Source organism: Kumtagia sp. (assembly GCF_059502445.1).
Map to the genome: position 1 here is coordinate 1 of NZ_JCACER010000069.1, position 23,664 is coordinate 23,664.

A 23,664-nucleotide genomic window follows, 5' to 3' on the forward strand; every position below is an offset into this window, starting at 1 on the left:
CCCCCCCCCCCCCCCCCCCCCCCCCCCCCCCCCCCCCCCCCCCCCCCCCCCGGGGCGGGGGGGGGGGGGGGGGGGGGGGGGGGGGGGTGCAAGGCGACCGAATTCCTTGCCACTTGCCATATGCGGTTGCCCTGCAGGCGGGGCCATGGGCTCGCCATCCACGGCCGTTTTTCAGTCCGCGGCAACGGCAGCAATAGGGCCAGCGGTCGAACTTAAGGCCGCCGATCTTCCTTGCGATCCGCGTGGCCGAGATCGCGCTCCGGATCGATCACGTCGCGCACTAGCTGCTTCAGCTTCGCGGCATCGGGGAAGCCGCCGTCGCGCTTGCGCTCCCAGACGAGATGATCATCGCAGGTGATGGTGAAGACGCCGCCGGTGCCGGGGACCAGCGTGACCTCGCCGAGATCGGTGCCGAAGGTCGACAGCAGCTCCTGCGCCATCCAGCCGGCGCGCAGCAGCCACTGGCACTGCGTGCAGTAGGTGATGCGGACGACCGGAGCCGCCCTTGTAGGAGGAGCGTCGCTCACGCCGCGCTCAGCCTGGCCAGCGTCGCCTCGTCGACCTCGAAATTGGCGTAGACGTTCTGCACGTCGTCGTCGTCCTCGAGATTGGCGACGAGCTTCATCAGCGACTGCGCACGCTCCTCGTCGACCGGCACGCTGGTCTGCGGCTTCCACACGATCTTGACGCTCTCGGCCTCGCCGAGGGCTGCTTCCAGCGCCTTCGACACCTCGCCGACATTCTCGAAAGCGCACTGGATGACGTGGCCGTCCTCGTCGGAGGCGACGTCGTCGGCACCGGCGTCGATCGCGGCTTCCATCACCTTGTCGGCATCGCCGGCTTGCGGCTTGTAGAAAATCTCGCCGACGCGGTCCCACAGGAACGACACCGAGCCGGTCTCGCCGAGCGCCCCGCCGGCCTTGGTGAAGGCGGCCCGCACGTTGGAGGCGGTGCGGTTGCGGTTGTCGGTCAGCGCCTCGACGATCAGCGCGATGCCGCCCGGGCCGTAGCCTTCGTAGCGCACCTCTTCATAGTTCTCGGCGTCGCCGCCGGCAGCCTTGTTGATCGCCCGCTGGATGTTGTCCTTGGGCATGGATTCGGCCTTGGCATTCTGCACGGCCAGCCGCAGCCGCGGGTTCATAGCCGGGTCGGGAACGCCGAGCTTGGCGGCGACGGTGATCTCGCGCGCCAGCTTGGAAAACACCTTCGACTTGGCCGCGTCCTGGCGGCCCTTGCGGTGCATGATGTTCTTGAACTGTGAATGACCGGCCATGACGTCCCTGTCTTCGAAATCGGCGATTTCCGGAATGGCGGGCTTATAGATAAGTTGCCGTCAAACGTCCAGAAGGGGCATGCCGGACGGCAGGGCAAGGCGCGCGGCTGGCGAGAGCTGGAGACCTGGGCCCGGCCGCAACACCTGCGCGAATGCGGGTTGGCGGACGGGCAAGAACGTCGGCGGGGCGCGGGTCACCGCGCCACGTACTTACTTATAGAGGCTCGGCCCCGCGCCCCGCTTCCCGCACTTTTCTTTCAATGGCCAGACTGCGAAGCAGGGCGTGGCGAAGATGACGTGTGCTCAGGGGACAGTTTACTTTGTTTCCGCAGAAAGGTAGTGCCGCTTCAAGGCTGGCGCGGGCGGAAAAAAGTAAACTGTCCCCGGCTCTTGACCTTCCGCCGCCCTCACCCCAGCCCTTTCACAAATTCCAGCAGATCGGCGCCGAGCTGGTCCTTGTGCGTGTCGGTGATGCCGTGCGGGGCGCCGGGATAGACCTTCAGCTCCGCATGCGGCACCAGCTTTTTGGAGGCGCGCGCCGCCGCGTCGATCGGCACAATCTGGTCGTCGTCGCCGTGGATGAGCAGCGTCGGGATGTCGAACTTCTTCAGATCCTCGGTGAAGTCGGTCGCCGAGAACGCGGCGATCGAATCGTAGGTGTTCTTGTGGCCTCCGAGCATGCCCTGCAGCCAGAAGGCATCGATCATGCCCTGCGAAGCCGTGGCACCCGGCCGGTTGAAGCCGAAGAACGGTCCGGAGGCGAGATCCTTGTAGAGCTGCGAGCGATCCTTCAGCGAGCCGGCGCGGATACCGTCGAACACCTCGATCGGCAGGCCGCCTGGATTGGCAGCGGTCTTCAGCATCAGCGGCGGCACCGCCGAGATCAGGCCGATGCCGGCGAGCCGCGACGTGCCGTGGCGGCCGACATAACGCGTCACCTCGCCGCCGCCGGTGGAGAAGCCGAACAGCACCGCGCCCTTCAGGTCGAGCTTGTCGATCACCGCCGCCAGGTCGTCGGCATAGTGGTCCATGTCGTTGCCGTCCCAAGGCTGGCTGGAGCGGCCGTGGCCGCGCCGGTCATGGCCGATGGCGCGAAAACCGTTGGCGGCCAGATGGAACATCTGCGCCTCCCAGCTGTCGGAGCACAGCGGCCAGCCATGGCTGAACACCACCGGACGTCCCTTCCCCCAGTCCTTGTAATAAATCTCGACTCCGTCCTTTGTCGTCACATACGGCATGGTGAATCCCCTCTGGCTGATCTGAATGGGAGAAGGCTGGAAAGCGAAATTCGGCGGCAAGCATGTCTTGGCGATGACAGAACCAGAATTGTTGCCGTCGGTCTTCTTCGCAATTGGTAGCAAAAACCGGCTGCGGCGCCAGCGGGATTCCGCTTCCCGTTGCGGCCGCGTCGCGGGAATGCTGTAGTGCGGCGGATGAGGGGACGGAAACCATGATCTACCTGCTTGCACTCGTCATCGGCATCGTCGCCGGACTGCGCGTCATGACCGCCCCGGCCGCCGTCAGCTGGGGGGCGGCGCTGGGCTGGCTGCCGCTTTCCGAGACCTGGGCCGCCTTCATGGGCTATCGCTTCACGCCATGGATCCTGAGCATCCTGGCGCTGGTCGAATTCGTCGGCGACCAGCTGCCTTCGACGCCGAGCCGCAAGGTGCCGCAGCAGTTCGGCGCCCGCATCGTCAGCGGCGCCTTCTGCGGCGCGGTCGTCGGCACGGCGGGCGGCGCGCTGGCCGGCGGCCTGATCGCCGGCGCGGTCGGCGCGGTCATCGGCACGCTCGGCGGCTACGAAGCGCGCAAGCGGCTGGTCGCGGCGATCGGCGGCAACGACCGGCCGATCGCCATAGCGGAGGACGTCGTGGCGGTGGTGCTCGGCCTCGCCGCGATGGCTGCGGTCGCATGAGCGCCGCCTACGACGCCATCGTCGTCGGTGCCGGCCAGGCCGGGCCGCCGCTGGCGGTGCGGCTGGCGAATGCAGGCCAGCGCGTTGCCCTGATCGAGCGGAAATTCCTCGGCGGCACCTGCGTCAACACCGGCTGCAAGCCGACAAAGACCATGGTCGCCAGCGCCTATGCCGCCCGGATGGCGCAACGCGCCGCCGACTACGGCGTGGTGCTCGGCGGTGCCGTCGGCATGGACATGCGGCGGGTCAAGGCGCGCAAGGACAAGGTGACGCTGGATTCGCGCAAAAGTCTGCGCGACTGGCTGGACGGGTTGAAAAACGTCACCTTCATGGAAGGTCATGCGCGCTTCCGTTCGCCGACCGAGATGGAGGTCGACGGCAAGGTTCTGTCGGCCGGGAAGATATTCCTCAATGTCGGCGGCCGCGCCGTCGTGCCCGACCTGCCGGGTGTCAACGACATAAACTATCTCACCAACAGCTCTATCCTCGAGCTCGACGAGCTGCCCCGCCATCTGGTCGTGGTCGGCGGCAGCTATATCGGGCTGGAATTCGCACAGATGTTCCGCCGCTTCGGCAGCGAGGTCACCGTCGTCGAGAAGGGCCCGCGGCTCGCCGCCAGGGAGGACGAGGATGTGTCGGAGGCGATCCGCGACATTCTTGCCAGGGAAGGTATCGCCTTCCGCCTGAAGGCGGAGTGCATCCGGTTCCGGCGTCAGGGCAGCGACATCGCCGTCGGCGTCGACTGCACCGACGGCAGCCCGGAGGTCGTGGGCAGCCATGTCTTGCTGGCGATCGGGCGCCGCCCCAACACCGACGATCTCGGGCTGGACGCGGCGGGCGTCGAGACCGACCAGCGCGGTTACGTCAAGGTCGACGACGAACTGCGCACCAATGTCGGGCATATCTGGGCGATGGGCGACTGCAACGGCCGCGGCGCCTTCACCCATACCGCCTACAACGACTACGAGATCGTCGCCGCCAACCTGCTCGACGGCGACCGCCGCCGCCTCAGCGACCGCTTCCCCTGCTATGCGCTCTACACCGACCCGCCGCTCGGCCGCGTCGGCATGACCGAGACGGAAGCGCGCAAGTCCGGCAAAAACTGCCTGATCGCCACCATCGCCATGACCCGGGTCGGCCGCGCCGTCGAGCGCGGCGAGACGGAGGGTTTCATGAAATTGCTGGTCGACGCCGACAGCCGCAGAATTCTCGGCGCCTCGATCCTGGGCGCCAGCGGCGACGAGGTGGTGCACGGCATCCTCGACCTGATGTATGCCGGTGCCAAGGTCGACACCATCGTCCGCTCGGTGCCCATCCATCCGACGGTCTCCGAGTTCCTGCCGACGGTGTTCGGCAGCCTGAAGCCGCTGACGTGACAGGCCGATGCCGGCGCTCGTTCGGGACCTGACCAGCGGCACGGCCTACGAGCTCGGCGAGGCCTCGCTGATCGGCCGCGGCGAAGGCGCATCCGTGCGGCTTTCCGACGCCAGCGTGTCGCGCCAGCACGCCTCCATCCGCCACGAGCAGGCGGGTTTCTGGATCGTCGATCTCGGCAGCGCCAACGGCACCTTCGTCAACGGCATGGCGGTTGCCGCGGCCCGCGTCCTGCGGAATGGCGACCGCATCCGCCTCGGCAACGCCATGCTCGCCTTCGAAGAGGAAAGCGGAACCTCCGCGGCGGCAGGTCTGCCGCCGGAGGAGCGGACCCAGATCTCGCGCCTGAGCCCGGAGCCGCCGAAGGGCGAGCCGGTCACGATCCTGGTCGCCGACCTGAAAGGCTTCACGGCGATCTGCGCCCTTCTGACGGCGGAAGAGACGGCCGCGCTGCTGAGCGAATGGTATGCCGATTGCGACGCGATCCTGAAGCGCCACGGCGCCACCATCGACAAGTTCATCGGCGACGGCGTCTTCGCCTACTGGCACGGCACCGGATCCGAGACGCGGAAACAGGCCTTGCTCGCCGCGGTGGGGCTTAGGGCGGTCGAAGCGGCGCCCGCCTCTCCGACCCGCCTCCGGCTCAAATCCCAGCATGGCGTCGCCCTCGATTGCCGCGTCGGCCTGCATGTCGGCCAGGCCGCGATCGGGGCGATGGGCAAGGGCATCAACACCGCGCTCGGCGATGCCGTCAACATCGCCTTCCGCATCGAGGGCCTGACCCGGGCGCTGGAACGCCCCGTCCTGGTCAGCGCCGCCTTCGTCGAAGGCTGGCCCGACGCGGATCGTCGGTTCGAGCCTTGCGGCTTCCATGTGGTGAAAGGTCAGACCGAGCCGGTCGAGGTGTTTGCGCCAGCCGGGTTATGACCAGCACCGGCGCCGCTGGCCGGATCACCCTCCCCTGCCGTTTGCGGAGAGACGGTCCGAACTGCCGCTCACGTCGTCGTGTGACTGAGAACGACCGTCAGCGAGATGGCGGCCAGCGCCGCAACTGCCAGTTTCCAGAAGTCGCGCCGCTGCCGCAGGCCGGGCAGGCCGAGCGGCTTGATGATCTGGATCACCATCAACGCGATGATGACGAGCGACAGCGCTTTCGACATGCCGCCATTGAGCAGGAGCGGACGGCGCTGTCAAAGGACATTCGATGCCTCGGTCGATTGCGGCATTGCGCCGCTTGCGCCCATAGTCAAATGGACGATCGGACGGCGCGGCGGCTAAGGTCCGCGCCCGAGGAGCCGGATCGGGAGGAGAAGCGATGGCGTCGCGCTATCACGAGGTCTATGCGGCGTGTAAGGCCGATCCGGAGGGTTTCTGGGCCGAGGCCGCGCGCGCGATCGACTGGACGAAACCTTGGGACAAGGTGTTCGATCCGGCCGCCGGTGTCTACGGCCGCTGGTTCGTCGGCGCCGAATGCAACACCTGTTTCAACGCGCTCGACCGCCACGTCGCCGGCGGCCGCGCCGACCAGGTGGCGCTGATCCATGACAGCGCCATCACCGGCACGATCCGCAAATTCACCTATGCCGAGGTGAAGCGCGAGGTGGTGGCGCTCGCCTCGGTGCTCAAGAACCAGGGCGTCGGCAAGGGCGACCGCGTCATCATCTACATGCCGATGGTGCCGGAAGCGGCTTTCGCCATGCTGGCCTGCGCCAGGCTGGGGGCGGTGCATTCGGTGGTGTTCGGCGGCTTCGCCGCGCGCGAGCTCGCCACCCGCATCGACGATGCCGCGCCCAAGGTGATCGTCTCGGCCTCCTGCGGACTGGAGCCCGGCCGCGTCGTCGCCTACAAGCCGCTGCTCGACGGCGCCATCGAGATGGCGCGCCACAAGCCGCGGCGCTGCATCATCCTGCAGCGCGAGCAGCAGCGCTGTGAACTGATCGAAGGCCGCGATCTCGACTATGCCGACCAGGTGGCGCGCGAGCGCGCGGCCGGCGCCAATGTCGACTGCATGCCGGTCGCCGCCACCGACCCGCTCTACGTGCTCTACACGTCCGGGACCACCGGCCAGCCGAAGGGCGTGGTGCGCGACAATGGCGGCCATATGGTTGCGCTGAAATGGACCATGCAGAACGAGTTCGGGGTGGAGCCGGGGGAAGTGTTCTGGGCGGCCTCCGACGTCGGCTGGGTGGTGGGGCACTCCTATATCGTCTACGCGCCGCTGCTGCACGGCTGCACCACGGTGCTGTTCGAAGGCAAGCCGGTCGGCACGCCCGACGCCGGCACCTACTGGCGGGTGATCGCCGAGCATGGCGTCGCCGCGCTGTTCACCGCGCCGACCGCCTTCCGCGCGATCAAGGGCCAGGACCCGCAGGGCGCGTTGGTGTCGAAATACGACCTTTCCGGCTTCCGCACGCTGTTCCTGGCGGGCGAGCGCGCCGACCCGCCGACGCTGGAATGGGCGGAGGACAAGCTCAAGGTGCCGGTGATCGACCACTGGTGGCAGACCGAGACCGGCCACCCGATCACCCAGAACCCGGTCGGCCTCGGCATGCTGCCGGTCAAGCACGGCTCGCCGGGCGTGCCGATGCCGGGCTTCGACGTGCGGGTGCTTGACGATGCGGGCCACCCGGTGCCGACCGGAACGCTGGGCAATGTCGTGCTGAAACTGCCGCTGCCGCCCGGCTGCCTGCCGACGCTGTGGAACGCCGACCAGCGCTTTCGCGACGCCTATCTGGCGGAGTTCCCGGGCCACTACAAGACGGCGGATGCCGGGCTCGTCGACGAGGACGGCTATCTCTTCATCATGGCGCGCACCGACGACATCATCAACGTCGCCGGGCACCGGCTGTCGACGGGCGGCATGGAGGAGGTGCTGGCCGAGCATGCCGACGTCGCCGAATGCGCGGTGATCGGCATCGCCGACGCTATGAAAGGCCAGGTTCCCTGTGGCTTCGTCGTGCTCAACGCAGGCGTGGCGCGAGACCCGGCGGAGATCGAGCGCGAGATCGTGGCGCTGATGCGTGAGCGTATCGGCGCGGTGGCGGCGCTGAGGCTCGTACTGGTGATCAAGCGGCTGCCGAAGACGCGGTCGGGAAAGATCCTGCGCGCCACCATGCAGAAGATCGCCGACAGCGAACCGTGGACGATGCCGGCGACCATCGATGATCCGGCCATCCTCGACGAGATCGCAGCGGCGCTGGCAAGCCGCGGCCTTGGTAAGGCACAGGCGTAGCGGCGAGGCGCTATTCGCGCGGCTTGTCAGCCGGATAGGGCGTGCCGACGAGAATGGCTATGCCGATCACGAAGAAGAGCAGGATCATCGCCATGCCGAGGCGCGGCGAGGCGAGCGCCGTGACCGTGGCGACGAGGAAAGGCGCGAGGAAGCTGGTCGCCCGCCCGGCCAAGGCGTAGAGCCCGAAATAGCGGCCGGCCTCGTCGGCCGAGACGCTGCGGGCCAGATAGGAGCGCGACGACGCCTGCACCGGGCCGAAAGCGAGGCCGATGAACAGGCCGTAGAGCACATAGGCTTTTTCCGCCGCCGTTCCGAACATGCCGCCCGAATCCTCCACGGGCAGGTCCGCCAGCCCGAACAGAGTAAAGCCCGGACCGGTCGAGACGATCCCGACGGTGGCCAGGGTCAGCACGACGAGCGAGGTCATCACCACCCATTTGGAACCGAGCGCCGTGTCCAGCCGGCTTGCTGCCAGGCAGCCAAAAATGGCGACGATGTTGAGCAGGATGCCATATATCCCGAGTTCCGTGATGGTCCAGCCGAACATCGCGGCCGCGAAGGCACCGCCCAAAGCCAGCAACGCATTGACGCCGTCCTGATAGATCATCCGGGCGATGAGGAAGCGCAGGATGCCTATACGTTGCCGCGCTTCGGACAAGGTCGCCTTCAACTCGGTCAGGCCAGCGCGGATGCCCGGACGGAGCGCGAGGCCCTTGGCGCTGTCGGGGGTGAAAAACAGCATCGGCAGGATGAAGACGAAATACCAGAGGGCAGCCAGCGGACCGGTGGCGCGGGCGTCCTCGCCCTGCACCGGGTCGAGTCCGAACAGCGCCGGCAAGCCGATGATCGTCTTGCCCGTCTCCGGCGAGGCGGCGAGCATGGTCACGACGAAGATCAGAGCGATCATGCCACCGAGATAGCCGAGCCCCCAGGCGACATTGGAGACACGGCCGATCTCGCCTTTCGAGACCAGGCGCGGCATCATCGAATCGTTGAAAACGATGGAGAATTCCGCCGCCACGGTCGCAAGGCAGAAGAAGACCAGCACGACGAACAGGCTGGAGCCGGGCGCAGCGAACCAGAGCATCGACAGGCAGAGAATCTTGATCGCTGCGAAAGCCATGATCCACGGCTTCTTGCGCCCCGTCTGGTCCGCGATCGATCCGAGAACCGGCGACAGGATGGCGATGACGAGCCCGGCGGCGGCCACACCATAGCCCCAGGCCGCTTGCCCCTCCGCCGGGTTGCTGGCCATGCGCGAGACGAAATACGGGCCGAAGATGAAGGTGGTGACCACCGTGAAGAAGGGCTGCGCCGCCCAGTCGAAGAACATCCAGCCCCAGATGCCGCGCCTCGGGACGGCACCGGCGGTGATCGCGGTCATGGATGCTCCTCGTTGTAGGGTTGCGCGACGATGCCAGATTCGGCGCGGATGCCAAGTCTCTTGTTGCAGTTCGATCGCTATATCCGTTCCGCCAATTTGCACCTGTACCAACGAATGGTATTGTCGGTTCAACCGGAGACGAACCATGGCACGCAACACGTCGATCTCGCTTGGCGACCATTTTACCGATTTCATCGACGCGCAGGTGAAGACGGGACGCTACGGATCCGCCAGCGACGTGGTCCGGGCCGGGCTTCGTCTGCTTGAAGAACATGAAACAAAGGTGAAAGCACTACAGGACGCGCTCGCTGCGGGGGAGCAGTCGGGTGAACCGCGGCCGTTCGACAGCGACGCATTCCTGAAGCGCATGCATTCCAAGCATGCGAGCTAAAAAGCGGTCTACCGATTTATCGCCGCTTGCGGAAGCGGATCTCGAGCGCATTGGGTCTATAGCCTCGACAACTGGTCGGTGCAGCAAGCCGACCGCTACAACGATGACATTGTCGCCGTGCTGGTGGACCTGGCTGCCGGACGAAGAACAGGGCGTCCCGTCAGCGTTCGCGAGGGCTATCTCAAATATCCCGTCGGATCACATTTCGTCTTCTATCGGCTGACCGACCGCAGCGTCGATGTCATCCGTATCCTGCACAAGAGGATGGACGTCGAGCGGCATCTCTGATCAGCGCGGTCCTACACCACGGTCAGATCGTGCATCAGCCCCGCCGCCACGGTCAGCCGCGATACGGTGATGTCCCCGCCCTCGGTGAGCGCCTGCAGCCGCTCGCGGGTGCGGGCGACGCGTTCGCCGCCGGCCTCCAGCCAGCGCGCCACCGGCTCGCCGCTGCCGTCGTCTGCCGCAAGCGCCGCAACCGCGATGCCGCGGCCGGCGGCAGCGATCGTGTCCGTCGCCCTCGTCAGCGCCATGCCGTCGTAATAGTCGGTCGTGGCGATCGCCCGCGCCGCGTCCTCGATACGGTCGATGCGGAACGCCTCGCCGACCGCGAAGAAGGCCTTGGCAGCTTCAACGATATCGGCGCCGGCGGTGCGGGCCACCAGCGCGATGTCGGGGATCGTCTGCACAGCATCGGCATTGGCGAGCTTCTCGGCAAGCCCTTCCGGTGCGCCGGCAAGGACAAAACCCTGCCGCCGCTCGTCGAGCCTTGCACGGAGGTAGGCGGGCAGCAGCGAAACGAGCTTCGGCTCCAGCGCCGCGCGCGCCTTGTGCAGTTCGGCGATGCGCTCGCCGACCGGCGCGTTGGTGTGGTCGTTCTTGAGCAGCCAGCCGCATTCCATGAACAGCAGCCGGCCGACCGATTGATAGAGCTCGAGCTGCAGCTGGCCGTCGATCCTTGCGTCGAGCGCGTCGATCTCGGCATAGAGCGCCGGCAGCGCGAAGCCGTCGCGCACGACGGCGAAAGCCCGCGTCACCTCGGCTGCCGTGCGTCCGGTCGAATCCTGTAGCCGGTTCACGAAGGACGGGCCGCCGCGATTGACGAGATCGTTGGCGAGAACACGCGAGACGATCTCACGGCGCAGGCGGTGGCCGCATATCTCGGCATTGAACTTCTTCGCCATGCGGGGCGGGAAATAGGCCAGCAGGTCGTCCTCGAAATGCGGGTCGTCCGGCGCGTCGCTGTCGAGCAGGTCGGAGAACAGCACGATCTTGGCATAGGCGAGCAATACGCCGAGTTCCGCCCGGGTCAGCGGCTCGCCGCGCGCCTGGCGCTCGGCCAGCGCGGCGTCCGAGGGCAGCGTTTCGACCGCGCGATCGAGCAGGTCGCGGGCCTCGAGATTGGCAATGAAGCGGGCCTGGTGCGGCAGGTCGGCCAGCCCGCGCTTCCTTTGCAGCGACAGCGCCAGGGTCTGCTGGTAGTTGTTGGCCAGCACCAATTCGCTGACGTCCGGCGTCATCTCCGCAAGCAGCGTGTCGCGGGCGGGACGGGTGAGCCCGTCCTTGCGCATCGCCGACGCCAGCGCGATCTTGATGTTGACCTCGACGTCGGAGCAGTTGACGCCGCCGGAATTGTCGATGGCGTCCGAGTTGCAGGCACCCCCGAGCAGGCCGAATTCGATGCGGCCGCGCTGCGTGACGCCGAGATTGGCCCCTTCGCCGATCACCCTGGCCCGGACCTCGGCGGCGGTGACGCGGATCGCGTCGTTGGCGCGGTCGCTGACCTCCTGGTTGGTCTCGCCGGTCGCCTTCACATAGGTGCCGATGCCGCCGAACCACAGCAGATCGACCGGCGCCTTGAGAATGGTGTTGATGATCTCGGCCGGCGAGGCGGTGGTCTTGGTCAGGCCTATCGCGGCCGCGGCCTCGGCGCTCAGCGTCACCGCTTTCTGCGAGCGCGAGATCACGGCGCCGCCGGCCGACAGTTTCGTCTTGTCGTAGTCCTGCCAGCTCGAGCGCGGCAGGTCGAACATGCGCCTGCGCTCGGCGAAGGAGACGGCCGGGTCCGGATCGGGGTCGATGAAGATGTCGCGGTGGTCGAAGGCGGCGATCAGGCGCGTCTGCTCGGACAAGAGCATGCCGTTGCCGAACACGTCGCCCGACATGTCGCCGACACCGACCACGGTAAACGGCTCGGCCTGGATGTCGCGGTTCATCTCGCGGAAATGCCGCTTCACCGCCTCCCACGCGCCCTTGGCGGTGATGCCCATCTTCTTGTGGTCGTAGCCGGCCGAGCCGCCGGAGGCGAAGGCGTCGTCCAGCCAGAAATCATGCGCCTGGCTGATGGCGTTGGCGGTGTCGGAGAAGGTCGCCGTGCCCTTGTCGGCGGCGACGACGAAATAGGGATCGTCGCCGTCGCGCCGCACCACGTCCTGCGGGGGCACGATACTGCCGTCGGCGGCGATGTTGTCGGTGACCGAGAGCAGGCTGGAAACGAAGTTGATGTAGGCCTGCCGGCCCGCCTCGAACCAGAGGTCGCGATTGGAGCTCGGCGGCAGGCGCTTCGGGTAGAAGCCGCCCTTGGCGCCGACCGGGACGATGACGGCGTTCTTCACCTGCTGCGCCTTGACCAGGCCCAGCACCTCGGTGCGGTAGTCCTGGGCGCGGTCGGACCAGCGCAGGCCGCCCCGCGCCACCCGGCCGAAGCGCAGGTGGACACCCTCCACTTCGGGGCCGTAGACGAAGATCTCGCGCCACGGCCGGGGGTCGGGAAGGCCGTCGAGCGCCCGCGAATCGAGCTTGATCGCCAGCGAACGGCCCTTCGTCTCGGCAGCGAAATGATTGGTGCGCAGCGAGGTTTCGATCAGGTTGAGATAGCGCCGGATGATGGTGTCGTCGTCGAGGCTGGGTACCTCCTGCAGCGCATCCTTGATCTTGGCCTTGAGATGTTTTGCCGTAACCGCGCCGTCCTGTGCGGCCGGGTCGAACAGGGCAGTGAACAGCTGGAACAGGCCGCGCGCGACTTCCGGATAGCGGTTCAGCACATTGGCGATGACGTCCTGGCTCTGCGGTATGCCGGCCTGCTGCAGATAGCGGCCATAGGCGCGCAGGATGAGGATTTCGCGCGACCACAGCCCGGCAGTCTGGACCAGCGCGTTGTAGCCGTCATTGTCGGCCTCGCCGTGCCAGACGGCGAGCAGCACCTCCTCGAAGCGTGCGCCGCGATCGGAGAGATCGATCGGCTTGCCGAAGGCGTTCTCCAAATCCATGTCGTGGATGAAGACCAGCGCGTCGTCTCCGCCGCGCACTTCGAAGGTGCGCTCGCTGATGACGCGGAACCCCATGTTCTCCAGCATCGGCACGCGCCGCGACAGCGCGACAGGTTCCCCGTAGTGATGGATCTTCAGGGCCGCCTGCCCGGGCTTCTGGTCGGCATGGCGATAATAGTCGATGGCGATCGGATTTTCCGCCGACAGGCCGGAGACCTGCTCGGCATCGGCCAGCGCCTCGACGGCGGTGAAGGAGCCGCGATAGCTCTCGGGGAATTTCGCGGCGACGCCGGCCAGTCTTTCGTCGAGGCCCGCGGCGGCGGCTTCGTCGCGCAGCCCGTCCTCCCAGGTGCGCACGATGCCGCGGATCGCCGCCTCGATCGTGGCCTGCTCGACCTTCGGCGTCTTGCCGCCGGAGCGGCCGATGATGAAATGGACGCGCGCCAGGCCGCCCTCCGGGAAGGCCGGATAATAGGCGGAGAGGCGACCGTCAAAGACGGTCTTCAGATATTGCCCGATCCGCTCGCGCACGATCGAATCGTAGCGGTCGCGCGGCACGAACACGAGCACCGAGACGAAGCGGTCGAACTGGTCGACGCGCACCAGGGCGCGTACGCGCGGCCGCTCGACCAGTCCGAGGATCGCCTCGGCGTGCTTGCGCAGGATCGGGACGGGAATCTGGAACAGCTCGTCGCGCGGATAGGATTCCAGCACGTTGATCAGCGCCTTGCCGGAATGGTCGGCGGGGTCGAAGCCGGATTTCTGGATGACTGCCTGCGCCTTGGAGCGCAGATAGGGGATCTTCAGCACCGAGCGCGTATAGGCGGTCGAGGTGAACAGGCCGACGATGCGCAGTTCGCCCGACAGATCTCCATTGGAATCGTAAGTCTTCACGCCGATGTAGTCGAGATAGGCGCGGCGGTGGACGACCGACTTGGCGTTCGCCTTGGTGACGATCAGCGGATCGGGTCCGTGCAGGAAGGCGCGGATCTCCGGCGTGGTCTGGCCGTTGTGGGTGTTGTCGCGCCTCAATACGCGCACGTCCGGATCGGCCAGGATGCCCAGCCCGCGCTTGTCCGAGCGCTCCAGCGTGCCGGCCTTCTCGCCCCCGCTGTAGTGGAACTCGCGCATGCCGAGGAAGGTGAAATTGTCGTCGCGCAGCCATTCGAGGAATGCGATGGCTTCCTTCACGGCGCCCGCGTCGAGCGGCACCGGAGCATAGCGGTAATCGGAAATCGCATGGTCGAGCCGGGCAAGCATCGGCTTCCAGTCCGCCGTCGCCGCCCGCACCTGGACGAGCACCGTGCCCAGCCGCTGCCTCAGCCCGTCCGCCTCCTCGGCCGAGACAGGTTTCACATGGACGTGGATGACGCTCAGCCGGTCGGCGCCGTGGTCGCGAACGGAGCCGCCTTCATCAAGGATTTCCTCCACGCCGTCGGGCCCGTGCCGAACGACCAGCACCGGATGCGTGACCAGCTCCGGCTCGCCGGCCGTGTCGGTGATTTCACCGAGCACCGAATCGAACAGGAAAGGCATGTTGTCGTTGACGACGGTGATCACCGTCACCGGCCTGCCGTCGCGCTGCACTCCGCCGTCGCGTTCGATCGACACGACCGAGTCGCCCTTGCGGTGCGCCGCGACGGCCTTGCCGGCGAGCTCGGCGGCGCGCTGCAGCATGGCCGGCTCATAGGCCGCGACATCCTCCGCCGGCGTTCGGGCGAGCAGCAGGTCGGCCAGCCGGGCAGGCTTATTCTCGGTCCCGGCCGCCATTTTCTTGAGTTCCGATGCGGTTTTGACGCTGGCGGCCATGATTATCTGCTTCCCTCTCCCGTCGAAGGCTTTTGCGGTTATCGTACCAGATGACCCGCAATTGGCGACAAAGGTTTGACGGGCGATAGGAAAAGCGGCGTCACAGCAACGAAGGAGGCAGGACATGGCCGAGAAGATCACCGCGCTGGCGCTCGAGCCGGCGGAACCGAGCGAGGCGACAAGAACCTATTTCGACAAATGCGTGGAGAAGCTCGGCCTCGTGCCCAACGTGCTCTGGGCCTATGCCTTCGACGAGAAGAAGCTGCGCGCCTTCACCGAGATGTACAACGAGCTGATGCTGGGCGATTCCGGCCTGTCGAAGCTCGAGCGCGAGATGATCGCGGTCGCTGTCTCCTCGGTGAACCACTGCTACTACTGCCTGACGGCGCATGGGGCGGCGGTGCGAAAACTCTCCGGCCATCCGGCGCTCGGCGAGATGATGGCGATGAACTATCGCGCCGCGGAGCTTTCGCCGAAGCAGCGGGCCATGCTGGACTTCGCCGTCAAGCTGACCGAAACGCCCGACAGGGTGGAGGAGGCCGACCGCGCCGCGTTGCGCGAGGCGGGATTCTCCGATCGCGACATCTGGGACATCGCCGCTACCGCCGCCTTCTTCAACATGTCTAACCGCGTGGCGGCCGCGGTCGACATGCGGCCGAACGCCGAATACCACGCTATGGCGCGGTAATGTCTCGATGCAGATCACCAGCCGGGCAAATCCGACCCTCGGCAGGAAATCGCCGCTTCCGACCCGTTCCCGTCGATGAAACAGTGGAAACCGTCATGGGCACAGCGAGTGACACCCGCTTCTGGGACAGGACTTCGAGGAAGTATGCCCGGGGCGCGATTGCGGACCCGGCCGGATATGAGCACACGCTGGACCGGACCCGCGCTCTGTTGGGATCAAACGACCGCGTATTGGAGCTGGGTTGCGGAACAGGAACGACGGCGCTCCGGCTTGCAGGCGATGTGCAAAGCTATCTTGCGACGGATATTTCCGCTGGAATGATCGCGATTGCCGAGGAGAAGTGCTCCGCGGCTCCCGTTCCCGCTCTTGCTTTCCGCGTTGCAGCCGCAGACGAGCTCATGCCCGAAGCCATGCAGTTCAACGCTGTCCTGGGATTCAACTATCTCCATCTGGTCCGCGACCTGCCCGGCACGCTGCGCCGCATCCATGCCCTGCTTGCGGCCGACGGCTTGTTCATTTCCAAGACACCATGCGTAGGCGATATGAATCCACTCGTCCGGCTCGCCTTGCTGCCCGCGATGCGCGCAATCGGCAAGGCGCCGTATGCCGGAATTTTCCGGGCGGCGGAGCTGCGCCAATTCATACGGGCCGCAGGGTTCGACATCCTTGCTGCTGAAAGCCACGCAACCAGGGGCAACGACAATCGTCCCTACATTGTGGCCCGCAAGCAAAGCCCTGCCGCCGAGCAAATAGCGGGATAGCCGCCGGAGACCACGGCCCTCCCTCTGCATTGCCTGCGAGGCAATGGTATCCGCGTCTCCGGCAACGTGCCAGCTTCGGCCGACAAACGCGATGCAAAGACATACGTAGCGTATGCACATTGACATACGTCACGTATGTACCGATATGCCGACATACGGGGTGCATATCGATGCGACGGCAGGAAGATTCCGCCTGCCTTGTTCCAACAGGAGAAAACAATGGCCAAACGTGATGCGATCTTCCCTGCCGGCCGGCAGGCGCTTTACGAGATCAACCGCTATTCGGCGGCGATCCGTTCAGGCGACCTTCTTTTCGTCTCGGGCCAGGTCGGCAGCCGCGAGGACGGTTCACCCGAGCCTGACTTCGAAAAGCAGGTCCAGCTTGCCTTCGACAATCTGAACGCGGTGCTGAAGGCGGCCGGCTGCACGTTCGACGACGTCGTCGACGTCACCTCCTTCCACACCGACCCTGCCACGCAGTGGGAGGCGGTCAGCGCGGTCCGGTTGAAGGCGATCGGCGAGAAGCCCTATCCCAACTGGACCGCGGTCGGCGTGAACTGGCTGGCCGGCTTCGATTTCGAGATCAAGGTCATCGCCCGCATTCCTCAGTCCGCCTGACCGACGAGATCGCCGACAAGTCTAGCCGTGCGGGCCGAGCCGGCCCTCACGACCGCGCGGCGATCGCCGCCGCCGCGCCGCCCATGGTGGCGGCGCTGATGCGGTTGGCAACGCGCATCGCCCGCTCGCTCTTCAGCAGCCGCCTCGCCTGCGCTGCTGCGAACACCCAGGCGAGATCGATGGCGATCAGCACCAGCGCCATGGTGAGCGTCAGCTCGGCCCAGCCGAGCAGGCTGACCGAAGCGAGATCGATGATGGTCGGCAGCAGCGCCAGGTAGAACATCATGATCTTCGGATTGCCGAGCGTGACGGCCATGCCGGCCATGAACAGTTTCGCCGGCGCGTCCGCTCTGGGCAGCGCGCCGCCATCCGCCTTCACCGGCGCCGTCCACATCCTCCAGGCGAGATAGGCGAGATAGGCGACGCCGAGCCATTTCACGACGACGAAGGCCAGATGGAAGGTCTGGGCAACGAAGGCAAGGCCGAAGACGGCCAAGGTCAGCCAGATCGCCTCGCCGATCCACATGGCGAGCAGGAACGGAAAAACGTCGCGAAAACCCTTGGAGACGACGCGGGCGACCAGCGCAGCGATGCTAGGGCCCGGCGAGCCGGCGGCGACCAGCAGCGCGCCGGCGAAGATCAGAAGCGAAGAGAGTTCCATGGATCGGCTCCGGCGTCATGACGCCGCCCGGCGTGCCGGACGGTGCAAAAGATCGCCGACGATACTGATTTCGCGCGGCCTCTGCCAGCGTCTCTTGCCGCTGGCCGCTCACATGATCGGCCAGGCGGCTCGCGGAGCTATACGCCGGTCGGAGCGGAGGCCGATCTACAGCACCCCGGTCAGGATGCCGACACCGGCCACCGCGGCCGCGCCGCCGGCGGCGCGCATCGCCAGCGGACCGTGGCGCTCGGCAATCCTGCCGATCAGCAGGCCGGCGCCGATACCGGCGAGATGCAGCAGCGCGGTGCCGAGCATGAAACCCAACCCATAGGCGAGGCCACCGGCATCCGCCGGCATTTCGCTGCCATGGGCATGGCCGTGGAAGACCGCGAACAGCGCCGCGATCCCCATTGCGGCGGCGACCGGCGCCTTGATACCGGCGGCGACGATCGCGCCGAGCACGATCACCGAAACGGCGATGCCGGCCTCGACGAAGGGCAGATCGACGCCGGCGACGCCGAGCATGCCGCCGAGCGCCATGACCAGCACGAAGGTGGCCGGCACCAGCCACAGCGCACGGCCGCCGATCTGCCAGGCGAGCACGCCGACCATGACCATGGCGAGCATGTGGTCGAGGCCGGAGATCGGGTGCGCGAGGCCATGTGCGAAGCCGCCGGCCGGGCCGACACCGGTGTGGGCGAAAGCCGTCGCCGGAAGGAGCGTCGCCGTCGCTGCCAGGAGGCCGCCCGCCAATCTGATGTTCATCTGTCCGTTCCTCATGTTCGGTCGCCGCGCCTGTCCGGTGGTGAGCTGAATTGCGGGCGGAGTTTTCGCCGCCGCATCGCCGCAGTCAACGGCCGGCATGGCCGGGCTTCAACAAATCCCCTGCGACGGAAGCCCAGGACGCCTATCGAGGCGGCAGATGATGCGAAAAGCGGCTGTTCTTGCCCAAACCGGAACCGCAGCAAGCAGCCAATGCCCGATCGGAAACGATCAGCGGCTGATCGCAGCCTGGGCATGTCCGCGCAACAGCACCATCAGCCGTTCGGCTTCGGCGGCGGCGCCGGCCTCGTCGCGGTCGAGGATCTTGCGGATCAGCTCGACATGGTGGGCAGCCGATTCGGCAAGCCCCGTCTCGCGCTGGTAGCGGAACCAGAAGCGGCGCGAATGGGTCTGCAGCGGCGCCGCCAGACGGGCCGCGAACGGATTGTCGGCCGCGAGCGCCATGGCGTCGTCGAGCGCCTTGTCTGCTTCCAGGAAGGCGATCACGTCGGCAGCGAGAACGGCGCGGTGCATGGCCTGTGCAGAGTCCTGGAACCGCTCCCCGGCATCCGGGGTGGCGAAGCGGGCGGCTGAGCGCGCCAGTACGATCTCGATGCCGGTACGGGCATCGAGCACGCGCAGCCAGTCGCCGGCATGCAGCGGCGAGACTGCCAGCCCGGCGCGCGGCCTGATCTCGACCAGCCCCTCCCAGGCGAGCCGCTGGATCGCCTCGCGCACCGGCGTGCGGCCATAGCCGAGACGTTCGATCAGATGTCCCTCGGTGGTGACCGTGCCGGGCGCGAGTTCGAGCGTCACGATGGCACGCTCCAACGCCCGGTAGGCGCGGGCAGTGGCCGACTCGTTGGCGATTTCGATCCGATTCAAGCTGACGCCCTGATTGATATACCATTGATATATCACGCTGGAATCCAGATTGACAAATGTAGCCGTTTCTAGATATATCACTGATATATCTGAAGGAGATAAACCATGTGGAACGGTGTCTTCCCAGCCGTCACGAGCAAGTTCACGCAGGACGACAGGCTGGATCATGCTGAAATGGAGCGCTGCTTCGCACTGCAGATCGAGGCTGGATGCGACGGCATCATCGTCGCCGGCTCGCTCGGCGAAGGGCCGATGCTGAGCCATGACGAGAAGATCGAGGTGCTGAAGACGGCGCAGAAGGTGGCCGCCGGCCGGCCGGTGCTGCTCACCGTCAACGAGGCGGCGACACGCGACGGTGCGGCGCTTGCGGCGCGCGCGGCGAAGGCCGGCGCCGATGGGCTGATGGTGGTGCCGAGCCCGATCTACCACACCAACCCCGAGGAGACCGTGGCGACGCTGAAGGCCGTCGCGGCGGCCGGCGGCCTGCCGGTGATGATCTATTCCAACCGCATCGCATACCGCGTCGACGTCACCGTTGAGGTGATGGAGGAACTCACTGCCGATCCCCTCTTCGTCGCGATCAAGGAATCCTCGGACGACATCCGCCGCTCCACCGACATCATCAACCGCTTCGGCGATCGTTTCGACCTGTTCACCGGCGTCGACAATCTCGCCTTCGAGGCGCTGTCGGTCGGCGCCATCGGCTGGGTAGCCGGCCTGGTAACCGCCTTTCCGAAGGAGACCGTCGCCATCTATCAACTGATGAAGCAGGGGCGTCGCGACGAAGCGCTGAAAATCTACCGCTGGTTCCGGCCGCTGCTCGACCTCGACGTCTCGACCTACCTCGTCCAGAACATCAAGCTCGCCGAGGTTTTCGCCATCGGCACCAACGACCGCGTGCGCATGCCGCGCCAGCCGCTGTCGGGCGAGCGCCGCGCCGCCGTGGAGAAGATCGTCAGGGACGCGATCGCCACTCGCCCCGAACTGCCGAAGCTTCAGGTGGCAAAGGCGGCGTAGTTCCCTTCTGCCCGTTGCATGGAGAAGATGGCGGCAGCGGATGAGGGACGGCACCAGCGTGGCGAGCAATTCAGAGCCGGCAAATGAAGGGCTCCGCCCCTCGCCCTCCCTTGGAGCACCTTCTCCTCGCGAACGGGGAGAAGCGGAAAACATCGTCATCGTCGGCGCCGGCATCATCGGCATCTGCGCCGCAGCATATCTGGCCGAGGCCGGCCGCTCCGTCATGCTCATCGATCGCACCGGCATCTGCGAGGAGACCAGCTCCGGCAACGCGGCTGCCTTCGCCTTCTCCGACGTGCTGCCGCTCGCGCAGAAGGGCATGATCCGGCAGTTGCCGAAATGGCTGGCCGATCCGCTCGGGCCGCTCGCCATCCCGCCCGGCTATCTGCCGAAGCTGCTGCCCTGGCTCATCCGCTTCTGGCGTGCCGGCTCGCCGAGGAACTATGAGGCGAGCCTTGCCGCCCAGGCGTCGCTGATGAAGCTCGCCGAAGCCGAGTGGATGGGCCTGATGGAGCGCTCCGGCACGCAAAAGATGCTGCGCGAGGACGGCTCGCTGGAGCTTTACGAGAGCGAGGCCGAATTCTCGGCGTCGTTGCCCGGCTGGTCAGCGCGCGGCCGTTTCGGCATCGCTTTCAGGCATGTCGCGGGCGGCGAGTTGGCCGAGCTCCAGCCCGGCCTGTCGCCACGTTTCGTCAAAGGCACCTTCGTTCCGGGCTGGAAGACCGTCGCCGACCCGAAGCTGCTCGGAAAGGCCGTCTGGGGCCATGCCGAAGCCCATGGCGCGAAGTTCGTCCAGGGTGACGTCGGATTGGTCATGCGGTCGAAAGACCAGGTCGTCGTCCAGTTGCGCGGCGGCCGCACGATCATGGCGCGGCACCTGGTGGTTGCCGCCGGCGCCTGGTCGCATCTGCTGGCGCGCCAGCTCGGTGAGCGCATTCCGCTGGAGACCGAGCGCGGCTACAACACCACGCTGCCGAGAACCGCCTTCGACGTGAAGCGCCAGCTCATCTTCTCCGGCCACGGTTTCGTCATCACGCCACTCGACACCGGCCTGCGCGTCGGTGGCGCGGTCGAACTCGCCGGGCTGAGGCGGCCGCCCAATTTCGCCCGCTCGCGGGCGATGCTGGAGAAGGCGAAACAATTCCTGCCGGGCCTGGACCCGTCCGGCGGTCGCGAATGGATGGGCTTTCGCCCGTCCCTGCCGGACTCGCTTCCGGTCATCGGCCGATCTCAGGCTGCGGACAACATGGTCTACGCCTTCGGCCATGGGCATCTCGGCCTCACCCAGGCCGCCGCCACCGGCCGCTTGATCCGCGATCTGGTTGTGGGCCAGAGTCCGGCAATCGATCTGGCGCCGTTCAGTCCTCAGAGGTTTTGAGAGTTTCAGCCATGGCCCGCCACACCTTCTTCTGCCTCGACGGCCACACCTGCGGCAATCCGGTCCGCCTCGTCGCCGGCGGCGGGCCGCTGCTCGAAGGCTCGACCATGATGGAGCGGAGGGCACATTTCCTCGCCGAGTACGACTGGATCCGCACCGGGCTGATGTTCGAGCCGCGCGGCCACGACGTCATGTCCGGATCGATCCTCTACCCGCCGACCCGGCCCGACTGCGACATCGCCATCCTGTTCATCGAGACTTCCGGCTGCCTGCCCATGTGCGGCCACGGCACCATCGGCACTGTCACGATGGCCATCGAGCACGGCTTGGTGCGGCCGAAGACGCCGGGCGTGCTGCGGCTCGACACGCCGGCGGGGCTAGTCGTCGCCGAATACCGGCAGGAGGGCCAATATGTCGAGGAGGTGCGCATCACCAACGTGCCGTCCTTCCTCCATGCCGAGGGGCTGACGGTGGACTGCCCGGTTCTCGGCGAGATCGTCGTCGACGTCGCCTATGGCGGCAATTTCTATGCGATCGTCGAACCTCAGGAGAACTTCCGCGACATGGCTGATCATTCGGCCGGGGACCTCATCGCCTGGAGCCCCGTCGTGCGCCAGCGCCTCAACGAGAAATATTCTTTCGTGCATCCGGAGAACCCCGGCATCAACCGGCTGTCGCACATGCTGTGGACCGGCAGACCGACACAGCCGGAGGCCGACGCGCGCAACGCGGTCTTCTACGGCGACAAGGCGATCGACCGCTCGCCCTGCGGCACCGGCACCTCGGCACGCATGGCGCAGCTCCATGCCAAGGGCAAGCTCAAAGCCGGCGACAGCTTTGTCCACGAATCCATCATCGGCTCATTATTCAAGGGTCGGGTCGAGCGCGAGGTGGAGGTGGGCGGCAGAGCCGGCATCGTACCCTCGATCGGCGGCTGGGCGCGCATGACCGGACACAACACCATCGTCATCGACGACCGCGATCCGTTCGCCCACGGATTCGTGGTAAAATGACGCAGCGGAAGCTCTCGCGGACTTCTACGACGAAAGAATGATTTCTCGTTTTCGTGCAATGATTCACGGAAAATTGGCTTTCCAGCAGCGATCCTTGCCGTCAAGACTTGGTGAAAGGCGTCGATTCATCAAAGACATTGCGTTATGCCAATGATAGGGTCCGCGCTGATCCAAGGGGCTGCCACAACAAAACAGACGGATCGGGGAGCGGGCGGTTTCGGGCACGGCAATGCAAGAATCGCATTGCAATCCCGGCTCGAAATCGTACCACTAAGGGAATAACAAAAGGGCTGCGTCCGTCCGGGCGACATCCCAGGGGAGCCGCAGAAATATGGAATATTTCGTCCAGCAGCTTGTGAACGGGCTGACGCTGGGATCGATCTACGGGCTGATCGCGATCGGCTACACGATGGTCTACGGCATCATCGGCATGATCAACTTCGCCCATGGCGACATCTTCATGATCGGAGCCTTCACGGCGCTGATCGTCTTCCTGATCCTCGGTGCGATGTTCTATTCGGTGCCGGTGGTCGTGGCGCTGCTGATCATGATGATCGTGGCGATGCTGCTCACCAGCCTCTACAACTGGACCATCGAGAAGGTGGCCTACCGGCCGCTGCGCGGCTCGTTCCGGCTGGCGCCGCTGATCACCGCCATCGGCATGTCGATCGCCCTGTCGAATTTCGTGCAGGTGACGCAGGGCCCGCGCAACAAGCCGATCCCGCCGATGGTGAGCCAAGTCTACAACATCGCCGGCATCTCGGTCTCCCTCAAGCAGATCATCATCGTCATCGTCACTGTCTCGCTGCTCGCCATCTTCTGGTACCTCGTCAACAAGACGGCGCTCGGCCGCGCCCAGCGCGCCTGCGAGCAGGACCGCAGGATGGCGGCGCTGCTCGGCGTCGACGTCGACCGCACCATCTCCATCACCTTCATCATGGGCGCCTCGCTCGCCGCCGTCGCCGGCACGCTGTTCCTGATGTATTATGGCGTGGTCGTCTTCTCGGACGGCTTCGTGCCGGGCGTGAAGGCGTTCACCGCGGCGGTGCTGGGCGGCATCGGCTCGATCCCCGGCGCGGTGCTCGGCGGCCTGCTGATCGGCTTCATCGAGAGCATGTGGTCGGCCTATTTCTCCATCGACTACAAGGACGTCGCCGCCTTCTCGATCCTCGCCATCGTGCTGATCTTCCTGCCCTCCGGCATCCTCGGCCGCCCCGAAGTGGAGAAGGTCTGA

22 protein-coding genes are annotated in these 23,664 nt (G+C 66.2%); 13 read left to right on the forward strand and 9 right to left on the reverse strand.

Annotation, left to right across the window (positions count from 1 at the left end):
- Positions 1 to 212: 212 nt before the first annotated feature.
- The 3 genes from AC5JDC_RS19105 to AC5JDC_RS19115 form a co-directional block, all read right to left on the reverse strand.
- Complete coding sequence (locus AC5JDC_RS19105; protein WP_495843659.1) at positions 213 to 527, reverse strand: Rdx family protein; 315 nt, start codon at positions 525 to 527, stop codon at positions 213 to 215.
- Complete coding sequence (locus AC5JDC_RS19110; protein ID WP_495843661.1) at positions 524 to 1,273, reverse strand: YebC/PmpR family DNA-binding transcriptional regulator; 750 nt, start codon at positions 1,271 to 1,273, stop codon at positions 524 to 526. Before AC5JDC_RS19110 ends, AC5JDC_RS19105 begins: the two co-directional genes overlap by 4 nt.
- 407 nt (positions 1,274 to 1,680) lie before the next feature.
- The gene (locus AC5JDC_RS19115; protein ID WP_106773657.1) at positions 1,681 to 2,511 is read right to left on the reverse strand and encodes an alpha/beta fold hydrolase; all 831 of its coding nucleotides are present in this window, start codon (positions 2,509 to 2,511) and stop codon (positions 1,681 to 1,683) included.
- Positions 2,512 to 2,723: 212 nt separating this feature from the next.
- Here AC5JDC_RS19115 and AC5JDC_RS19120 point away from each other — a divergent pair, with 212 nt between their 5' ends.
- Genes AC5JDC_RS19120 through AC5JDC_RS19130 form a run of 3 tightly spaced genes read left to right on the forward strand, consistent with a single transcriptional unit; the run spans position 2,724 to position 5,489 of the window.
- On the forward strand, positions 2,724 to 3,188 hold the full coding sequence (locus tag AC5JDC_RS19120; protein ID WP_495843663.1) for a DUF4126 domain-containing protein: 465 nt from the start codon (positions 2,724 to 2,726) through the stop codon (positions 3,186 to 3,188).
- Positions 3,185 to 4,564 (forward strand): FAD-containing oxidoreductase, encoded by a 1,380-nt coding sequence (locus AC5JDC_RS19125; RefSeq protein WP_495843665.1) that lies wholly within the window; start codon positions 3,185 to 3,187, stop codon positions 4,562 to 4,564. The genes AC5JDC_RS19120 and AC5JDC_RS19125 overlap by 4 nt, the downstream gene beginning before the upstream one ends.
- A gap of 7 nt (positions 4,565 to 4,571) precedes the next feature.
- Positions 4,572 to 5,489: an FHA domain-containing protein gene (locus AC5JDC_RS19130; RefSeq protein WP_495843667.1), complete on the forward strand. Its 918-nt coding sequence runs from the start codon at positions 4,572 to 4,574 to the stop codon at positions 5,487 to 5,489.
- 68 nt (positions 5,490 to 5,557) lie between these two features.
- Here the strand turns inward: AC5JDC_RS19130 and AC5JDC_RS19135 are convergent, their stop codons facing one another.
- Positions 5,558 to 5,722, reverse strand: a complete 165-nt coding sequence (locus AC5JDC_RS19135; RefSeq protein ID WP_165816124.1) for a hypothetical protein — start codon at positions 5,720 to 5,722, stop codon at positions 5,558 to 5,560.
- 155 nt (positions 5,723 to 5,877) lie between these two features.
- On the opposite strand from AC5JDC_RS19135, the gene AC5JDC_RS19140 reads away from it, so the two are divergent.
- The gene (locus tag AC5JDC_RS19140; RefSeq protein ID WP_495843669.1) at positions 5,878 to 7,794 is read left to right on the forward strand and encodes a propionyl-CoA synthetase; all 1,917 of its coding nucleotides are present in this window, start codon (positions 5,878 to 5,880) and stop codon (positions 7,792 to 7,794) included.
- Positions 7,795 to 7,804: 10 nt separating this feature from the next.
- Here the strand turns inward: AC5JDC_RS19140 and AC5JDC_RS19145 are convergent, their stop codons facing one another.
- Entirely contained in the window at positions 7,805 to 9,178 is a 1,374-nt protein-coding gene (locus AC5JDC_RS19145; RefSeq protein WP_495843671.1) for an MFS transporter, read from the reverse strand.
- Positions 9,179 to 9,323: 145 nt separating this feature from the next.
- Here AC5JDC_RS19145 and AC5JDC_RS19150 point away from each other — a divergent pair, with 145 nt between their 5' ends.
- Both AC5JDC_RS19150 and AC5JDC_RS19155 read left to right on the forward strand, forming a co-directional pair.
- Complete coding sequence (locus AC5JDC_RS19150; RefSeq protein ID WP_495843673.1) at positions 9,324 to 9,569, forward strand: type II toxin-antitoxin system ParD family antitoxin; 246 nt, start codon at positions 9,324 to 9,326, stop codon at positions 9,567 to 9,569.
- Positions 9,570 to 9,647: 78 nt separating this feature from the next.
- The gene (locus tag AC5JDC_RS19155) at positions 9,648 to 9,857 is read left to right on the forward strand and encodes a type II toxin-antitoxin system RelE/ParE family toxin (RefSeq protein ID WP_495843675.1); all 210 of its coding nucleotides are present in this window, start codon (positions 9,648 to 9,650) and stop codon (positions 9,855 to 9,857) included.
- Positions 9,858 to 9,868: 11 nt separating this feature from the next.
- Here the strand turns inward: AC5JDC_RS19155 and AC5JDC_RS19160 are convergent, their stop codons facing one another.
- Positions 9,869 to 14,647, reverse strand: a complete 4,779-nt coding sequence (locus AC5JDC_RS19160; RefSeq protein WP_495843677.1) for an NAD-glutamate dehydrogenase — start codon at positions 14,645 to 14,647, stop codon at positions 9,869 to 9,871.
- Between the two features lie 124 nt (positions 14,648 to 14,771).
- Here AC5JDC_RS19160 and AC5JDC_RS19165 point away from each other — a divergent pair, with 124 nt between their 5' ends.
- The 3 genes from AC5JDC_RS19165 (at position 14,772) to AC5JDC_RS19175 (ending at position 16,714) form a co-directional block, all read left to right on the forward strand.
- Complete coding sequence (locus AC5JDC_RS19165; RefSeq protein ID WP_495843679.1) at positions 14,772 to 15,335, forward strand: peroxidase-related enzyme; 564 nt, start codon at positions 14,772 to 14,774, stop codon at positions 15,333 to 15,335.
- Between the two features lie 95 nt (positions 15,336 to 15,430).
- The gene (locus tag AC5JDC_RS19170) at positions 15,431 to 16,096 is read left to right on the forward strand and encodes a class I SAM-dependent methyltransferase (protein ID WP_106773647.1); all 666 of its coding nucleotides are present in this window, start codon (positions 15,431 to 15,433) and stop codon (positions 16,094 to 16,096) included.
- A gap of 219 nt (positions 16,097 to 16,315) precedes the next feature.
- The gene (locus AC5JDC_RS19175; RefSeq protein ID WP_495843681.1) at positions 16,316 to 16,714 is read left to right on the forward strand and encodes a RidA family protein; all 399 of its coding nucleotides are present in this window, start codon (positions 16,316 to 16,318) and stop codon (positions 16,712 to 16,714) included.
- Positions 16,715 to 16,760: 46 nt separating this feature from the next.
- On the opposite strand, the gene AC5JDC_RS19180 is transcribed toward AC5JDC_RS19175, so the two are convergent.
- The 3 genes from AC5JDC_RS19180 to AC5JDC_RS19190 all read right to left on the reverse strand — a co-directional run bounded on the left by AC5JDC_RS19180 (position 16,761) and on the right by AC5JDC_RS19190 (position 19,013).
- Positions 16,761 to 17,375: a LysE family translocator gene (locus tag AC5JDC_RS19180; protein ID WP_495843683.1), complete on the reverse strand. Its 615-nt coding sequence runs from the start codon at positions 17,373 to 17,375 to the stop codon at positions 16,761 to 16,763.
- Positions 17,376 to 17,540: 165 nt separating this feature from the next.
- Positions 17,541 to 18,140: a HupE/UreJ family protein gene (locus AC5JDC_RS19185; RefSeq protein ID WP_495843685.1), complete on the reverse strand. Its 600-nt coding sequence runs from the start codon at positions 18,138 to 18,140 to the stop codon at positions 17,541 to 17,543.
- A gap of 228 nt (positions 18,141 to 18,368) precedes the next feature.
- A complete protein-coding gene (locus AC5JDC_RS19190; protein ID WP_495843707.1) occupies positions 18,369 to 19,013 on the reverse strand; it encodes a GntR family transcriptional regulator in 645 nt (214 codons plus the stop codon).
- Positions 19,014 to 19,127: 114 nt separating this feature from the next.
- On the opposite strand from AC5JDC_RS19190, the gene AC5JDC_RS19195 reads away from it, so the two are divergent.
- From AC5JDC_RS19195 to AC5JDC_RS19210, 4 genes are all read left to right on the forward strand, one after another.
- Positions 19,128 to 20,039, forward strand: a complete 912-nt coding sequence (locus AC5JDC_RS19195) for a dihydrodipicolinate synthase family protein (protein WP_495843687.1) — start codon at positions 19,128 to 19,130, stop codon at positions 20,037 to 20,039.
- A gap of 58 nt (positions 20,040 to 20,097) precedes the next feature.
- Positions 20,098 to 21,417: an NAD(P)/FAD-dependent oxidoreductase gene (locus AC5JDC_RS19200; protein WP_495843689.1), complete on the forward strand. Its 1,320-nt coding sequence runs from the start codon at positions 20,098 to 20,100 to the stop codon at positions 21,415 to 21,417.
- Positions 21,418 to 21,428: 11 nt separating this feature from the next.
- Positions 21,429 to 22,430: a 4-hydroxyproline epimerase gene (locus AC5JDC_RS19205; RefSeq protein ID WP_495843691.1), complete on the forward strand. Its 1,002-nt coding sequence runs from the start codon at positions 21,429 to 21,431 to the stop codon at positions 22,428 to 22,430.
- Positions 22,431 to 22,761: 331 nt separating this feature from the next.
- Complete coding sequence (locus AC5JDC_RS19210; protein ID WP_106773639.1) at positions 22,762 to 23,664, forward strand: branched-chain amino acid ABC transporter permease; 903 nt, start codon at positions 22,762 to 22,764, stop codon at positions 23,662 to 23,664.

Excerpts from the sequence above, each read along its gene's own strand:
- AC5JDC_RS19110 (WP_495843661.1), bottom strand. The coding sequence starts at position 1,273 with ATGGCCGGTCATTCACAGTTCAAGAACATCATGCACCGCAAGGGCCGC.
- AC5JDC_RS19115 (WP_106773657.1), bottom strand. The coding sequence starts at position 2,511 with ATGCCGTATGTGACGACAAAGGACGGAGTCGAGATTTATTACAAGGAC.
- AC5JDC_RS19120 (WP_495843663.1), top strand. The coding sequence starts at position 2,724 with ATGATCTACCTGCTTGCACTCGTCATCGGCATCGTCGCCGGACTGCGC.
- AC5JDC_RS19125 (WP_495843665.1), top strand. The coding sequence starts at position 3,185 with ATGAGCGCCGCCTACGACGCCATCGTCGTCGGTGCCGGCCAGGCCGGG.
- AC5JDC_RS19130 (WP_495843667.1), top strand. The coding sequence starts at position 4,572 with ATGCCGGCGCTCGTTCGGGACCTGACCAGCGGCACGGCCTACGAGCTC.
- AC5JDC_RS19135 (WP_165816124.1), bottom strand. The coding sequence starts at position 5,722 with ATGTCGAAAGCGCTGTCGCTCGTCATCATCGCGTTGATGGTGATCCAG.
- AC5JDC_RS19140 (WP_495843669.1), top strand. The coding sequence starts at position 5,878 with ATGGCGTCGCGCTATCACGAGGTCTATGCGGCGTGTAAGGCCGATCCG.
- AC5JDC_RS19145 (WP_495843671.1), bottom strand. The coding sequence starts at position 9,178 with ATGACCGCGATCACCGCCGGTGCCGTCCCGAGGCGCGGCATCTGGGGC.
- AC5JDC_RS19150 (WP_495843673.1), top strand. The coding sequence starts at position 9,324 with ATGGCACGCAACACGTCGATCTCGCTTGGCGACCATTTTACCGATTTC.
- AC5JDC_RS19160 (WP_495843677.1), bottom strand. The coding sequence starts at position 14,647 with ATGGCCGCCAGCGTCAAAACCGCATCGGAACTCAAGAAAATGGCGGCC.
- AC5JDC_RS19165 (WP_495843679.1), top strand. The coding sequence starts at position 14,772 with ATGGCCGAGAAGATCACCGCGCTGGCGCTCGAGCCGGCGGAACCGAGC.
- AC5JDC_RS19170 (WP_106773647.1), top strand. The coding sequence starts at position 15,431 with ATGGGCACAGCGAGTGACACCCGCTTCTGGGACAGGACTTCGAGGAAG.
- AC5JDC_RS19175 (WP_495843681.1), top strand. The coding sequence starts at position 16,316 with ATGGCCAAACGTGATGCGATCTTCCCTGCCGGCCGGCAGGCGCTTTAC.
- AC5JDC_RS19180 (WP_495843683.1), bottom strand. The coding sequence starts at position 17,375 with ATGGAACTCTCTTCGCTTCTGATCTTCGCCGGCGCGCTGCTGGTCGCC.
- AC5JDC_RS19185 (WP_495843685.1), bottom strand. The coding sequence starts at position 18,140 with ATGAACATCAGATTGGCGGGCGGCCTCCTGGCAGCGACGGCGACGCTC.
- AC5JDC_RS19195 (WP_495843687.1), top strand. The coding sequence starts at position 19,128 with ATGTGGAACGGTGTCTTCCCAGCCGTCACGAGCAAGTTCACGCAGGAC.
- AC5JDC_RS19205 (WP_495843691.1), top strand. The coding sequence starts at position 21,429 with ATGGCCCGCCACACCTTCTTCTGCCTCGACGGCCACACCTGCGGCAAT.
- AC5JDC_RS19210 (WP_106773639.1), top strand. The coding sequence starts at position 22,762 with ATGGAATATTTCGTCCAGCAGCTTGTGAACGGGCTGACGCTGGGATCG.